15 protein-coding genes and 1 pseudogene are annotated in these 14,992 nt (G+C 39.3%); 4 read left to right on the top strand and 12 right to left on the bottom strand.

The annotated features are described in order from the left end of the window. Positions 1-18: 18 nt before the first annotated feature. The 4 genes from RRU92_RS05465 to RRU92_RS05450 all read right to left on the bottom strand — a co-directional run bounded on the left by RRU92_RS05465 (position 19) and on the right by RRU92_RS05450 (position 2,865). Entirely contained in the window at positions 19-942 is a 924-nt protein-coding gene (locus RRU92_RS05465; protein WP_315638849.1) for an aspartate carbamoyltransferase catalytic subunit, read from the bottom strand. 20 nt (positions 943-962) lie between these two features. Continuing rightward, positions 963-1,484: a bifunctional pyr operon transcriptional regulator/uracil phosphoribosyltransferase PyrR gene (gene pyrR, locus RRU92_RS05460; RefSeq protein WP_049549150.1), complete on the bottom strand. Its 522-nt coding sequence runs from the start codon at positions 1,482-1,484 to the stop codon at positions 963-965. A 208-nt stretch (positions 1,485-1,692) separates the two neighbouring features. Then, positions 1,693-2,322: an endonuclease III gene (nth, locus tag RRU92_RS05455; RefSeq protein WP_315638848.1), complete on the bottom strand. Its 630-nt coding sequence runs from the start codon at positions 2,320-2,322 to the stop codon at positions 1,693-1,695. Beyond that, positions 2,323-2,865, bottom strand: a complete 543-nt coding sequence (locus RRU92_RS05450; protein WP_315638847.1) for a DUF177 domain-containing protein — start codon at positions 2,863-2,865, stop codon at positions 2,323-2,325. Positions 2,866-3,511: 646 nt separating this feature from the next. Here RRU92_RS05450 and RRU92_RS05445 point away from each other — a divergent pair. Together RRU92_RS05445 and RRU92_RS05440 are read left to right on the top strand one after the other, a co-directional pair. After that, positions 3,512-3,841, top strand: a complete 330-nt coding sequence (locus RRU92_RS05445; RefSeq protein WP_248035385.1) for a helicase BlpT — start codon at positions 3,512-3,514, stop codon at positions 3,839-3,841. A 240-nt stretch (positions 3,842-4,081) separates the two neighbouring features. After that, a complete protein-coding gene (locus RRU92_RS05440; protein ID WP_315638845.1) occupies positions 4,082-5,641 on the top strand; it encodes an ATP-binding cassette domain-containing protein in 1,560 nt (519 codons plus the stop codon). Between the two features lie 221 nt (positions 5,642-5,862). On the opposite strand, the gene RRU92_RS05435 is transcribed toward RRU92_RS05440, so the two are convergent. From RRU92_RS05435 to RRU92_RS05425, 3 genes are all read right to left on the bottom strand, one after another. Next, entirely contained in the window at positions 5,863-6,459 is a 597-nt protein-coding gene (locus RRU92_RS05435) for a CPBP family intramembrane glutamic endopeptidase (RefSeq protein WP_315638844.1), read from the bottom strand. 111 nt (positions 6,460-6,570) lie between these two features. After that, positions 6,571-7,470 carry a zinc metalloprotease HtpX gene (gene htpX / locus RRU92_RS05430; RefSeq protein WP_315638843.1) on the bottom strand — a complete coding sequence of 300 codons (900 nt, stop codon included), beginning with the start codon at positions 7,468-7,470 and terminating at the stop codon, positions 6,571-6,573. A gap of 1 nt (position 7,471) precedes the next feature. After that, positions 7,472-8,032, bottom strand: coding sequence for a LemA family protein (locus tag RRU92_RS05425; protein WP_049549071.1), 561 nt, complete (start codon positions 8,030-8,032; stop codon positions 7,472-7,474). A gap of 94 nt (positions 8,033-8,126) precedes the next feature. Here RRU92_RS05425 and rsmG point away from each other — a divergent pair, with 94 nt between their 5' ends. Next, positions 8,127-8,840 (top strand): 16S rRNA (guanine(527)-N(7))-methyltransferase RsmG, encoded by a 714-nt coding sequence (gene rsmG / locus RRU92_RS05420; protein ID WP_315638842.1) that lies wholly within the window; start codon positions 8,127-8,129, stop codon positions 8,838-8,840. Between the two features lie 309 nt (positions 8,841-9,149). Then, the gene (locus RRU92_RS05415) at positions 9,150-10,433 is read left to right on the top strand and encodes a uracil-xanthine permease family protein (RefSeq protein ID WP_315638841.1); all 1,284 of its coding nucleotides are present in this window, start codon (positions 9,150-9,152) and stop codon (positions 10,431-10,433) included. A 110-nt stretch (positions 10,434-10,543) separates the two neighbouring features. On the opposite strand, the pseudogene RRU92_RS05410 reads toward RRU92_RS05415, so the two are convergent. The 5 genes and pseudogenes from RRU92_RS05410 to RRU92_RS05390 form a co-directional block, all read right to left on the bottom strand. Further along, positions 10,544-11,242, bottom strand: a pseudogene (locus tag RRU92_RS05410) (CPBP family intramembrane glutamic endopeptidase). Between the two features lie 167 nt (positions 11,243-11,409). Further along, the gene (locus RRU92_RS05405) at positions 11,410-12,321 is read right to left on the bottom strand and encodes a DMT family transporter (RefSeq protein ID WP_315638840.1); all 912 of its coding nucleotides are present in this window, start codon (positions 12,319-12,321) and stop codon (positions 11,410-11,412) included. Between the two features lie 9 nt (positions 12,322-12,330). Further along, entirely contained in the window at positions 12,331-13,263 is a 933-nt protein-coding gene (locus tag RRU92_RS05400) for a serine hydrolase domain-containing protein (protein ID WP_315638839.1), read from the bottom strand. Beyond that, positions 13,260-13,985, bottom strand: coding sequence for a CppA N-terminal domain-containing protein (locus RRU92_RS05395; protein ID WP_315638838.1), 726 nt, complete (start codon positions 13,983-13,985; stop codon positions 13,260-13,262). The genes RRU92_RS05400 and RRU92_RS05395 overlap by 4 nt, the downstream gene beginning before the upstream one ends. A 158-nt stretch (positions 13,986-14,143) precedes the next feature. Beyond that, positions 14,144-14,953 (bottom strand): endonuclease/exonuclease/phosphatase family protein, encoded by an 810-nt coding sequence (locus RRU92_RS05390; RefSeq protein ID WP_315638837.1) that lies wholly within the window; start codon positions 14,951-14,953, stop codon positions 14,144-14,146. Between the last annotated feature and the right edge of the window lie 39 nt (positions 14,954-14,992).

Genomic DNA, 14,992 nt, shown 5'->3' with positions numbered 1-14,992 from the left:
CTTTTAACGTTTTGTGTCTTATTTTCCGTTTCTGTAAGTCAATACAGATTCTAAAATTGCCATTCTGACAAAGACACCATTGGTCATTTGTTGAACAATACGTGATTTTGGTGCTTCGACCAAGTGATCAGCAATTTCAACATCGCGATTTACAGGAGCAGGATGCATCAGAATAGCTTTATCTTTCAAGCGTTCGTAACGTTCCTGAGTCAAACCATGCTGAGCATGATAGCCCTCTTTTGAAAAGACTGTTCCACTTTCATGACGCTCATGCTGAACACGGAGAAACATCATCACATCAACTTGGTCAATGATTTCATCAATGCTTACAAACTGTCCATAGTCTGCAAACTCTTGACTTCTCCATTCCTCAGGTCCAGCAAAGTAGAGTTCTGCTCCTAAGCGTTTTAAGATTTGCATATTGGATTTAGCCACACGCGAATGGTCAAGGTCACCAGCAATGGCTACCTTGAGTCCTTCGAAGTGTCCAAATTCTTCATAAATGGTCATCAAATCAAGCAAGCTTTGGCTTGGGTGTTGGCCCGAACCATCCCCACCATTGATAATCGAAGTCGTAATCGTCGGACTATCGATCAACTCTCTGTAGTAATCCACCTCTGGGTGTCGGATGACACAGGCATCTACTCCCAAGGCTGACAAGGTTAAAATTGTATCGTAGAGTGTTTCACCCTTGTTGACTGAACTTGTCTTCACATCGAAGTCCAGTAGGTGAAGTCCCAGTTTAATCTCTGCTACTTCAAAAGATTTGTGGGTACGAGTCGAACTCTCAAAGAAGAGATTAGAGACAATGTGTTGGTCCACGTAAGACGCTTTTGCTCCATTTTTAAACTCAATTCCTCGTTTAATCAATTTCATGACTTGTTCTACAGTAAGGTCTTCCATAGAAACTACGTGTTGAATGGCTTGTTGATTTTCTGACATGGCTAACTCCTTTTTGCTATCTAGGCTTCTTCAGTAATAAGAACACGATCTTGTCCATCAAGTTCAGTCATCTCTACGATGATTTCTTCTGAACGACTGGTTGGGATATTTTTACCAACGTAGTCTGGACGAATCGGTAATTCTCTATGCCCGCGGTCAACTAGAACAGCTAAACTCACACGAGAAGGACGACCATGGCTTACGATGTTGTCAATAGCTGCTCGGATGGTCCGACCTGTGTAAAGCACATCGTCCACCAAGATGACCTCACGTTCTGTCACATCAACAGAGATTATAGAAGTATCTTCACCGCTTTTGACATCGTCACGGAATGGTTTGGTGTCTAACTCAACGACTGGCACTGAGATAGATTCCAACTGTTCCAATCGCTCTTGGATACGGTGGGCAATGAAGACACCGCGTGTTTTTATCCCAGCCAGTACAATCTTGTTCAAATCTTTATTTCGCTCGATAATCTCATAGGTAATTCGAGTAATCGCTCGCTTGACGGTCAATTCGTCTACAACTTCTTTTGTCTTCATGACAAACCTCCAAAAAGAAAAGTCTCCTTAAACAAGGAGACTTGAGAATGTATAGTTAAGCCAGCCCTACCAAAACAGCAGAGACTCCACCCTTCTACTTGATTCAGCTCCTTGCCTGCCTCACGGGACAGGATTAAAGGAATATTTGATTGGTACTACTATAACACAAACCAGGAATCGATGCAAGAAAAAACACAAGAAATCAATTTTATAACGAACTAAAATCGTACAACTGTGGATAGTGATCGCATTCTGGATTTTTCGGATGACAGATAGCACGACCAAAGTAAATCATAGCCTGATGGGCTGCAAGCCATTCTTCTGGTGGCAAAACATCCATGACACGTTTTTCGACCTCAAGGGGTGTAGCTGATTTTTTAACAATATCGTGGTGTTTACAGATTCGCTCTACGTGAGTATCTACTGCAAAAGCTGGAATACCGAATCCCACGCTCAAAACTACGTTAGCTGTTTTTCGGCCAACTCCTGCCAAACTCTCTAATTCTTCCCTAGTCTGAGGGACTTGACCGTCAAAATCATCCAGGAGTTGTTGGGCACATTTTTTGAGGAATTTAGCCTTATTGCGATAAAGTCCTAGGCGAGAAATATACGAGGCAATCTCACTCTCACTTGCATCTGCCATGGCTTGTGGGGTTGGAAAGGCTGCAAAAAGGACAGGTGTAGCCTTGTTGACTGCCGCATCTGTCGTCTGAGCTGACAGCATTACAGCAACCAAGAGCTCAAAATGATTGCGAAAATCTAGACTTGGTTTCGCATCTGGAAAAAGAGCGATGATTTCCTCAATGACATGACGGGCACGTTTCTTGGATAAAACCATCTATTCGTCTCCGTCAAACAGTCCTTGCAAACCTGCAAATGGACTATTTTCTTCTTTTTTGACTGCCTGTTGAGCTTGATACTCTTCCTCAGACATGATTTGCCAGTCATTTCCAGAAACAAATCCCTGACCAGCTTCTTCCTCAGCTGTTAGGACTTTGATAGGAATATTGAGCAAGATATTATCTGAGACACTTTCAGCCAGGTCGATTTCCCCATTTTCGATAGGCAAGACCAAGTCATCATCTAAAACTTCTTGGTCCAATTGATTAGAAGCTCCTTCCATAAAGACTTCTGTAACTGGATAAGATTCTTTTAATTCTACCGGTTCCATACTACGGCTAGAAGCTAGAACGATTGTATAAGATAAGAGATAGTCCAAGAAAAACATACGGTCTTCGTACTGGACTTTTCCTACTGCGACAATATCTTTTACATCTAAAATTTCTTGATTACGGGAACGCAAGTCAACTGCTAAGTCTAAAGTTTGCTCAAAGTGCAAACCTTCAGGCTGCTTACGAATTTCTTGAATATTTAATTTCATACTTCCTCCATAAAGATTTACTCACTTGATTATACCATGAAAATGCTAGAAGTAAGCCTTCCAAACTTTGAATTTAAAAGTCAGAGTTTTCCATTCCGAATGTCGGTGTTCTTCTATAATAGAAACAAAATTGGTAGATAGAAAATTTAAAAATGATTCGGAGAACTAGTAGGAATATGAACTTCCTAACTCTACTTTTAGCTATAAATAATTGAATTCCGATATTCAAAAGACTATAAAAAAGACAGGAATGATAAAGTAGAAAGGAGTATACTGTAACCAGCTCGGCAGTAAGGATAACAGTCACCCTTATACAGTGTGTCTTATACCCCCTAGTTCCCTATCTAGCGAAAGGATTGTGTGGCATGAATAATAGTTTGGTCGATGGCACCACTTTCCTTATTTTCCTAATACTCCTTACCATTTCATTTTGATTCAGCATCTGGAAATAAAAAAACTGATTGCTGATTGACAATCGAAATTCAAATCCTTAAAAATCTATTGCTTCTAAGGGTTTAGTTCTGTTATTGATAGAGCTAAATCCTTTTTGTTTTATATTATTGATTTTTTGATATATTTATTATTACAATTTTTCTTTTTGTGCTATACTATAGACATCAATACATGAGCAAAGGAGGACGCTCATATGGAAGACAAAGAACTAATCTTAGAAGCTTATCAACTCATTTCCGAGTTAAACAAAGCTTACCAGACTTGCAAACAAGGATTGCCTGATGATCTGTGCTTGCAGCAAAATATTGACGAGCTACTCAGACAACTTAAAAAGACAAAGAAACTAGATAACTCTATCTTAGTTGATCTTGAGAAATTTTACCAACATACCAGTCTCTTGATTGGACTTGGCACCCTTAAACTCAATGAAGAAGCTCGCACAGCTTGGCGAAACTATGACAAATTCCACTACGATCAAGTCAAACACGTTTTGACACTCTATGGACCTGTTTTTGGTTTCTAGAAAGATTTGAATTTCTCATTTCTTTTGACAAAGTGTTCCAAAAGGTATAAAATAAACATAATAATTTTCGGAGGTAAGGGAGACATGAACAACTAAGTCTATCAAATAAAGAACCTTTATTTAGTAGATCTTGTTTCTGTCTCTTTTTGTGTGCTCTTTTTTCTGCTGGATTTTCAGCCCTTTTAAAAGAGTTTTTTGACATAGACTTTGGGCTCTACTAGATAAAGTAGAGCTTTTGTTATGCACTATGGATATTCTAGAAAGGCCAACAATATGATAAAAATCAATCATCTAACCATCACACAAAACAAAGATTTACGAGACCTTATTTCCGATTTAAATATGACTATCCAAGACGGAGAAAAGGTAGCTATTATTGGAGAAGAAGGAAATGGCAAATCAACCTTACTACGAGCTTTAATGGGAGAAAGATTAGCTGATTTTTCTATCAGGGGAGAAATCCAGTCTGACCTTCAGTCACTGGCCTACATCCCCCAACATCTCCCTGAAGAATTGAAGAAAAAATCTCTACAGGACTACTTCTTTTTAGAGTCTGCTGATTTGGACTTCAGCATTCTCTATCGCTTGGCTGAGGAATTGCATTTTGATAGCGACCGTTTTGCTAGCAACCAAGAAATTGGGAGTCTCTCGGGGGGCGAAGCTTTGAAAATTCAGCTCATCCATGAGTTAGCAAAACCTTTTGAGATTCTATTTTTAGATGAACCTTCAAATGACCTAGACCTTGAGACGGTTGATTGGCTAAAAGGTCAGATTCAAAAGACCAGGCAAACTGTTATTTTCATTTCCCATGATGAAGACTTTCTCTCTCAAACGGCAGATACCATAATCCACTTACGACTGGTCAAGCATCGAAAGGAAGCTGAAACCCTGGTCGAACATTTAGACTATGATCGCTATAGTGAACAGAGAAGGGTTAATTTTGCCAGACAAAGCCAGCAAGCTGCCAACGATCAACGTTCCTATGATAAAACCATGGAAAAACATCGCCAAGTCAAGCAAAGAGTAGAAACTGCCTTGCGAAACACTAAAGATAGTACTGCCGGGAGACTATTGGCTAAAAAGATGAAAAATGTTCTTTCTCAAGAAAAACGTTACGAAAAAGCAGCTCAGTCCATGGCCCAAAAGCCACTTGAAGAAGAGCAAATTCAACTTTTCTTCTCAGATATAGAGCCATTAGCCACTTCAAAAGTCTTAGTTCGACTGGAAAATGAGACTTTGTCCATTGGTGAGCGTGTTTTGGCTCAGGAGTTACAATTAACTGTCCGTGGTCAAGATAAAATCGGCATTATCGGTCCCAATGGCGTTTGCAAATCCACTCTTTTAGCAAAGTTACATCAACTACTAAGCGGCAAAAGAGAGATTTCGCTTGGATTTATGCCACAAGATTACCAAGAAACATTGAATTTGGATCTATCTCCAGTAGAATTTCTCAACCAAACTGGACACAAAGAGGAATTACAGAAAATTCAATCTCACTTAGCCAGTCTCAACTTCAGCTATCCAGAGATGCACCACCAAATCCACTCCTTATCTGGAGGTCAACAGGGTAAACTCCTTCTTTTGAATTTAGTTCTGCGAAAACCAAACTTTCTCCTTCTGGATGAACCCACACGAAACTTTTCTCCAACTTCTCAACCAGAAATCAGAAAACTCTTTGCCAATTATCCCGGTGGTCTGGTTACTGTTTCGCATGATCGACGTTTCTTAAAAGAAGTCTGTACGAATATCTATCGTTTGACAGAACATAGTTTGGAAGTCGTTGATTTACAAGATCTTTAACTTTTAGAAATAAAACATCCAAAGAAAAATCTCTGGATGTTTTTTACATATGTTTCAAACGTTCATAAGGGGTTAGGATAGAAGAGTTTTTGAGGAGCCTTGCTTTAGAAGGTTCTGCTACATACTCTACAAGCCAGCTCATGACTGACTATTATTTCGGTTGTATAAGATAAAAATAGTTTTTACCTATATTTAAAACTTAGAGCATTCTAATTTGGAGATTATATCAAATACATAAAGCAAAATGCAACTAGATTATTGAGAAAATGTAAAAGAATAGAATTCCAAAGATTGTCGGAAGTCTTATACCTTATACCAAATGCCACACCCATACCTAAATAGGTGATAAAACTAGGAATCGTATAGGGTCCATGTAGATAAGCAAAGAGAACCGATGTGGCAACCAAGCCAATATATGTATTCTTAAGTACTGTCCCTTGTAACAGTCCTCGCATAAAAATTTCTTCCGTAACGGGTGCTAAAATACAGAGATCTAGAAAGAGCACAGGCAATGAAAGTGATAAACTTTTCACCGCTTGAGTTGTATCTGATTGGGTAGGGCCTAAAAAATTGACCAAGATATAAAACAGGAAGAGCAAGGCGTAGGAGAGAAGCCATTTCAGAATGTCTTTTAGGCAGATTTTTCGAACGTGAAACAGGTCATACTTTTTTCCTACATAAAAAAATATTGCAAGCTCAACAAGTGTAAAAATGATTGATAGGACTAATGAATTTGTCCTCATGACTTTGTCAGCAATACTCAAATGTATTGGCGTGAAAATCAAAATCAAGAAAAAGGTCATCCAACGCTTATACATGATTCACCTCACTAGTATTTAATTACATATATTATACTACTTTTTTGTGAGAGGACAAGTCACAAGTGAGGTGATTGATGCAAAAATCCAGAGGAAAATCTCTGGATGTTTTTACATATGTTTCAAACGCTCAATACGTTCTGAGATTGGCGGATGGGTATAGAAGAGTTTTTGCAAGCCACCTCGTTTTTGAGGATCGTTGATGTAAAGTGCACTGCTAGCATCATCCACATGACGACTCATAGGCTGACTATGGTCCAGCTTACGAAGGGCATTGATCATCCCTTGAGGATTACGAGTCAACTCTACACTTGAAGCATCTGCTAAAAATTCTCGCTGACGAGAGATGGCTAGTTGTACCAAGGTTGCTGCTAGGGGAGCCAAAATAATTGCTAGAAGAGAAACAACTAGCATAATAATTTCAAGTCCACCACTATCTCGGTCATCACTTCTACGACCACGGCCTGCACCACCCCACCACATCATACGACCTGCCATACTAGAAAGCATGGTGATAGCACTAGCAAGGGCAACCGCGATCGTAGAAATCCGAATATCATAGTTACGAATGTGACTGACTTCATGACCAATAACCGCCTCTAACTCTTCACGATTCATAATTGCAAGGAGTCCTGACGTTGCTGCTACCGCTGCATTTTGGGGATTTGAACCCGTAGCAAAGGCATTTAAGCTGGCATCATCGATGATGAAGACTCGTGGCATGGGGATTTGCGCCACCATAGCCATATCTTCCACAACATGATAGAGGGTTGGTGCAGTCTGCTCATTCACCTCACGCGCACCATTCATGCTCATGACTATCTCTGTTGATTGAAAAATCATGGATAAGGCATAGATAAAGCCGATAATCAAAGCGATAACTAAGCCACCAAGACCAGACCGCATAAAGAGGTAACCAACTGCATATCCAACCAAAGCCAAAAGTAAAAAGAATACTAGTAGTAAAATCCAAGTTCTTCGCTTATTACTAGCGATTTGATCATACAACATCCTAGTCACCTAAACCACTAAAATCGACTTTAGGTACTGCCTTTTCTTCTTCAGGAGTCTGAAGGAAATCAGCCACTTTAAAACCAAAGAGTCCAGCAACTAGGTTACTTGGGAAAGTCTCCAATTTAACATTATAGTTGCTAACAACACTATTGTAGAGTTGGCGAGAGTAAGAAATTTTATTTTCAGTATTGGTCAGCTCTTCTTGCAATTGTGCAAAGTTGCCACTCGCTTTTAGGTCTGGATAATTTTCTGCAACAGCAAAAATTCCTGAAACCTGACGTGTAAGAGCATCACTAGCCTTCATAGCTTCTGCTGGTGAAGTTGCTGCTGCTACTTGATTACGAAGTTCTGCAACTTTTTCAAGCGTTGAACCTTCATACTTTGCATATCCTTTCACGGTCTCAATCAAGTTTGGCAAGAGATCGTTACGACGTTTCAACTGAACATCAATCTGACTCCATGCCTCTTTAGTTTGCATGCGATTTTTAACCAATCCATTATAGGTAATAATCACAAAGATACCAATAAGAGCAAGAACTCCAAGAATAATCCAATTCATCTGATATCTCCTTTCTGTTTTTAGATTAGTACCAGTATATCAAATTTCTATCTTTTTGTGGTAAAATAAGATGATACTAAAGAAGGAAACTACTATGAAACCAGAAACATTTTATAACTTGCTAGCTGAACAAAATATTATTCTTTCTGACCAGCAAAAAGTTCAATTTGAGCGTTATTTTGAACTCTTAGTCGAGTGGAACGAAAAAATCAACCTGACTGCTATTACTGAAAAGGAAGAAGTCTATCTCAAACATTTCTATGATTCTATTGCTCCTATTTTACAGGGATTGATTGAAAACCAGCCTATTAAACTCTTAGACATCGGTGCTGGAGCAGGTTTTCCTAGCCTTCCGATGAAGATCCTCTATCCTCAGCTAGATGTAACTATTATTGATTCCCTCAATAAACGAATCAACTTTCTTAATCTATTAGCACAAGAACTAGGTTTAGAAAATGTTCACTTCTATCATGGACGTGCCGAAGATTTTGCCCAAGATAAGAATTTCCGTGCTCAGTTTGATATTGTTACGGCTCGTGCTGTTGCCCGTATGCAGATATTATCTGAGTTGACTATCCCCTACCTGAAAGTCGGAGGAACATTGCTAGCACTGAAGGCTAGCAGCGCACCAGAGGAATTAACTGAAGCTAAAAATGCCCTCAACCTCCTCTTCAGCAAGGTCGAAGATAATCTTAGCTACACACTTCCTAACGGAGACCCTCGCTACATTACTATTGTCGAGAAGAAAAAAGAAACTCCAAATAAATACCCAAGAAAGGCTGGCATGCCTAACAAACGTCCGCTTTAGAAAGATTAAAAATCTGCAAACTCACACCTCGCTTTCTTATTTCAACGCTCGGGAAAAAATGATTTACAAAATCATACCTCGCTTTCTTATTTCAAAGCTTGGGAAAAAATGATTTACAAAATCATTTTTTTCTGCTATACTATCCTAAGCAAAGGTTTTTAATGTCATCCCGTGAGGTGACGAAGGCGCAGATCTATATAAAACTCTTTAAAACTTGATAAAGGAGTCTTGTTTTAGAGAGGTCTTACTCTGGGAGCCTATTGCTATAAAATAATGGGCTCTTTTTTGATGCCCAAAAGTGAGGTTAATATGAAACAGGAATCAACTGTTGATTTGTTATTAGACGTTGACCAACGTCCTTCAGCTGGAAAGGGAATTCTTCTTAGCTTCCAGCACGTATTTGCCATGTTTGGTGCAACCATCTTGGTACCTTTGATCTTGGGAATGCCTGTATCGGTTGCCCTTTTTGCATCAGGTGTAGGAACACTCATTTACATGATCTCTACTGGCTTTAAAGTTCCAGTTTATCTGGGTTCTTCTTTTGCCTTTATCACAGCTATGTCACTTGCCATGAAAGAAATGGGGGGCGATGTATCTGCTGCTCAGACAGGGGTTATCCTGACTGGTTTTGTTTATGTCCTTGTTGCTGCAAGTGTTCGCTTTGCAGGTACAAAATGGATCGACAAACTCTTACCTCCAATCATTATCGGTCCTATGATCATCGTTATCGGTCTTGGACTTGCTAGTTCAGCTGTTACCAACGCTGGTCTTGTAGCTGACGGAAACTGGAAAAACGCTCTTGTAGCCGTTGTTACTTTCTTGATTGCTGCCTTTATCAATACAAAAGGAAAAGGCTTCCTACGAATTATCCCATTCCTATTTGCCATTATCGGTGGTTACCTCTTTGCTCTAGCACTTGGATTGGTTGACTTCACTCCTGTTCTTGAAGCTAACTGGTTTGAAATCCCTGGTTTCTACCTACCATTCAATACAGGTGGTGCCTTCAAACAATACAACCTTTACTTCGGTCCTGAAACAATTGCCATCTTACCAATCGCAATCGTAACGATTTCTGAACATATCGGAGACCACACCGTTTTAGGTCAAATCTGTGGACGCCAATTCTTGAAGGAACCAGGTCTACACCGTACTCTTCTTGGTGATGGTATCGCAACATCTGTTTCTGCCTTCCTCGGTGGACCAGCAAATACAACTTACGGTGAAAATACAGGGGTTATCGGTATGACTCGTATCGCTTCTGTCTCAGTTATCCGTAACGCTGCCTTTATCGCAATTGCCCTTAGCTTCCTTGGGAAATTTACTGCCTTGATTTCAACAATTCCAAACGCTGTACTTGGTGGTATGTCTATCCTTCTTTACGGGGTTATCGCAAGTAACGGTTTGAAAGTCTTGATCAAAGAACGTGTTGACTTCGGTCAAATGCGCAACCTTATCATCGCAAGTGCTATGTTGGTGCTTGGACTTGGTGGAGCTATCCTTAAACTTGGTCCAGTTACCCTTTCAGGTACTGCCCTATCAGCTATGACAGGTATCATCCTAAACTTGATCTTGCCATACGAAAACAAAGACTAATCCATATAGAATCAACAAGAGGTCGGGACCAAAAATCCCGACCTCGTTTTTATGAACAAGAAGCCTTTGATACAGTGACTCATTGGACTGTTGTCAAAAAGTTTGATTTCTTAATTTCCCCAAGCAATCAAGAGATACAAGAGACTGGAACCAAACATATCAGCAAGAGCATGCATGAGAAAGAATGGCAGTAAATTCTTGACTACATACTTGTACAAGAAATAATAGAACAGACCATAAACAAGCCCAATCACCAAGGCCCAAAGCAATCCTTGATAGGTATGGAAAGAAATCCTGATAATTACGGAATAAATTAGAACTAACCACTTATGTTTTTCTTTGACTGAAGTCAGTAAGCCTAAGAAGAAAAATTCTTCATAAAAACCATTTAGTAAAGCATAGCAAATCGCCATCGGCGTTAAAGCCATAAATTTTCGAATGATTTCTATAGGGTCTATAAAAGGAATTAGTTGAGGATTGAAATAATTATACTCGCCACTGAGGGTTGTAATGATATCACCGAATATCCCAACTACAGCAAAGATAAGGGGAACCCAAATTAAAACAGACCAGCTCCAACGTATAGGAAGCTGTTTAAAATCATAATTTCGAATCACAAGATAAAGGAAGGTAATCCCTAACATCATCAATTGAAAATTGAAATTACTAGAATAAGCTGCCCCATCACTTGCTAGATTTGTCGTAGTCTCTGCGACACTAGCAAGAGTTGAAGTCGATAAACTCTCCATAAATTATTGGGTAGAACGAATGATAAACTCTCCAAACATTAGAACAGTAACGATTAAGATATCAAACTATTTTAAGTATTTTCAAGGTCTAGCAAGATAAATACTTTGTAGAAACTTCATATTCCCTCCTTATCTTTAATAATATGGATTGATTATAAAAAAATTATATGAACCAACTTGCTGAAAGATTAAAAAAAAACAGACTTATCAAAGACTGTTTTAATCCATTAAACGGAGTGATGTTTTTTTTCCAACATTAAATCCTTCAATGAAATAATTGTTACAGCTAATAAAATCATAGCCATTCCAATAAAATCTATCGGATAGAAAATATCTCCCATAATCATGAAGGCAAAAAATACTGCCGAGATAGGCTCAATCGAAGCCAAAAGGCTAGACTTGACTGGTCCTATCATACTAGCTCCCTTGAGGAAGGCTGTATAGGCAAAGACCGTTCCAATCAGAATGATGCCGGCAAAAGCTAGAATGGTATCAAAAGATAAGGGAATGCTAGCCCCGATAAGCCCTGTAAAAGGCACTGCTAGTATACCAGAGATGGTCATTCCAACACCAATAACCAATATGCTCCCCCGTTTTTGAATCAATTTTATGGGTAAAATGATATAAAGAGCATAGGTTAGGGCCGAGAACAAGCCCCAGAATAGACCAGCTGGAGTCATCGAGAGTTGATCCAATTGCCCATGGGTTGCAATGAGAAAAGTCCCACCTATAGCTAAAAACATAGAGATGATTTCTGAAAGCGTCGGAGCCACCTTATCCTTGATACAAGTGTAAGCAAGGATTCCAACTGGACAGACATACTGGAGAACTGTCGCTGTCCCAGCATTTGTCTCCTGAATAGCTGATAGATAGGCTAATTGATTTAGAAAAAGACCAAATAAAGAAAATAACAAGAGAGAAAACAGGCTTGATTTATCCTTCAGAAAAGCCATAAATTTATCCCTCGATTTAGTATAGGCAAGAAGAATCAGGAGTAAACCAGCGATTATCAAACGGATATTGGTCAGAACGAGGGCTGAAATCCCGTGAACCATCAAGTACTGACCACTGGTTCCAGACAAGCCCCAGGCAATACCTGCAATGACTGTATAAAGAGTTCCTTTTAAAGCTTTTGACATACTTCCTCCCTAGTCTGACTCTCGAATCAAGTCCATGACCTGATTACGATCCAAAATCCACTGGGCACGCTCATCTTTTTCATAGGTTCGGTTAGATAGAAAAATTGCTGCCTCTTGTTTCTTACGATTCCACATGATAAAGGTCCCAGTATAGCCTGTATGGTCCAACCATTCATCTTCTATATTCCATGCTAATGAACGTTCTTTATCACTCAGATCCGAAAAATTCTGACTCAATCCTTCAGCAAAATCATCCTGCAAATAATGCTCTAGAAAGATTTTTAAATCATGAACTGTCGAAAACAAGCCTGCACTACCTGCATGCTTTCCAAGCAAACGAGCCTTAGGATCATGGACCACTCCTGCTTTCTGTCCACGGACCGTTGGAACAGCACGGCTAACTGGACCAAACTGAGTTTCCTTCATTCCCCAAGGTTCCAAAACTTTCTCTTGTAAAATCTGATCCAAGTCCTTTTCAAAATAGTTTTCCAAGAGAAAACCTAGCAAGAGAAAGTGCACATCCGAGTAGAGAAAGGCTCTCTTCTCTCGGCGATTCAAATGATACATGGCATTCCTCAACTGGTCTTCTGAAAGCTGATCCCTATTTGGGATAAAAGGATCCAAATCTGTCGCATGCGTTAGGAGTTGACGAACAGTGATGTCTGGATAATCTACTTCTGGAAGATAGTCTCTTATGGAGTTATCAAGCTCAATCTTACCTTCCTTCCACAAGAAGGTTAAGACCGTTCCTACTCCAACAACCTTGCTGACACTTGCCAAATCATAGACCAAGTCCTCACGAGTCTGCTCACCAATTTCTGGATTTGCTTCTCCTAGATACCAGTCAGACCAAACGCCATCCTGATAATATGCAAAAGAGGCACCAGGATAAATCCCTGCCTCAATTTGTTGCTTTATTTTTTGAATGATTTTTTGTTTCATACTGCTTCAAACCACAATTCAATATTGTTTGTATCCTTAGTGAGGAAAAACTTCTCCGATTTTGGAATAAAGTAACCGGCTTCTTCAAATCTCTGACGCAATACCGGCAAATCTAAATTCTCTACTTGAAATTTTAACATGGACAAGTCCCAAGTTACATTATTTTCAACCAGTAAATCGCTCCCTTGAGCTTGATTAAAAGCTAGTCGATTTTCGATTTCTTCTTTTTCAAGTAGGCTTGATGTCTTATCTGGTAAGTTAATTTCCACCGATATTTCAAAGGCTGTTAAATATCTCAGTTCCTCATCTTTTGAAAAAGTGACTTCTTCCTCAACTTTTTTCAAATCCTTGATATTATCTTCGGCATGAATAAGAATACAATCCCCTTCTGGAGAAAGAAGCTCAAAAGCATATCCCTTAGCTCCCTTATAGAGTTGAGGGATTTCTTCCATTCTAGCTAGTAGTGCTTCAATCTCAGATGGCTTCTCTACCTTTACAAGTAATTTAGCTAATTTTTTAATCCCTTCAACCTTACGGCTCCTCATACTTGGTGACTCTTCTAAAACTAACTTTTCAATGCCTGACTGGTCTCCTAGTGATAAGAAGGCTGACTCTTCAAGCAAAGGTTTCATCCCCAAAGTCTCAATATAAAATGATTCATTTAGATTTCTATTATTTACCTTTAGCGTCGGGATCATACGCTTTATTTGATTTACAATCATAAATTCCTCCAACACTTTTTATTTTAAAGGATTTTATCTTTTTTTACAAGTTATTCAATAAAAAACTTTAACTATATTAACTCCTTAAATAAATCAACCCCTTCTGCTAGTAGAAGGGGGACTGGTTTGTTTTTACTAAAATACCTTATTTAGTCTTTTCAAGCTAATTCTGCTTGGAGACCATAATGGTCGCTCACCTGTGGACTGTTTTTACCATCAAAGACCACGTGAAGTTTTTCTACCTGCACATCCTTTGTTGTAAAGATATAATCGATTCGAAGAGGTTCGCTGTTCCCCTTCCAACCATCAATTTCAGGCGGAACAGTGTAACTACCACTTCTTTCTTTTGCAACTTCAAATGCATCTTGTAAGTTTAATGGACTAGCTAAAATAGCTTGGTAACCCTCTTGGCCTGCAGGATTATTAAAATCACCTGCTAGCAAGAGTGGCTTGTTCAATTCTTTCAGAACTGCTTCAAAGCGCGCCCATTCCTCTTGGAAGCCTTTATCCCACCAAGAAAGATGGACACTGGCAACTGCAAGTGCTTTACCTTCAACTACTGTTTCTGCTAGAGCAACTCGACGAGTGTGGTAATCTGTCGGATCATCGACATCTGAAACCAAAATTTCACGAGCTTCAATTGGTGTTTTAGATAGGATTGCCACACCCTCATGATAGCGATCATAACCGATATGGTTGTAGGCCCAAGTCCAATAATAGTTTTGACCTTGCTCAGCCAACTTCTCTACCAAAAGTCGCACATAGTGGTCTTGATGAATCGGCTCAGCCGATGGTAATGGCTGATAAAGTGCACCAGCTTCTACTTGCGCTGAGGTGATTTCCTGGTTGATTTCCTGAAAACAAATCAAATCATAACTGTTTTTAAGTATATCTTGAAGTAAAAGTTGGAACTTTTGTTCAGGATCTTTTTCCATCCAACTATGGGTATTGAGTGTTAAAAACTTCATGCTTTTCTCCTATAAACAAGAGGTTGGAAACAGCTTCCA

It is taken from the genome of Streptococcus sp. DTU_2020_1001019_1_SI_AUS_MUR_006, from assembly GCF_032340315.1.
Lineage (GTDB): Bacteria > Bacillota > Bacilli > Lactobacillales > Streptococcaceae > Streptococcus.
This window is presented reverse-complemented; position numbering and strand designations above follow the sequence as displayed.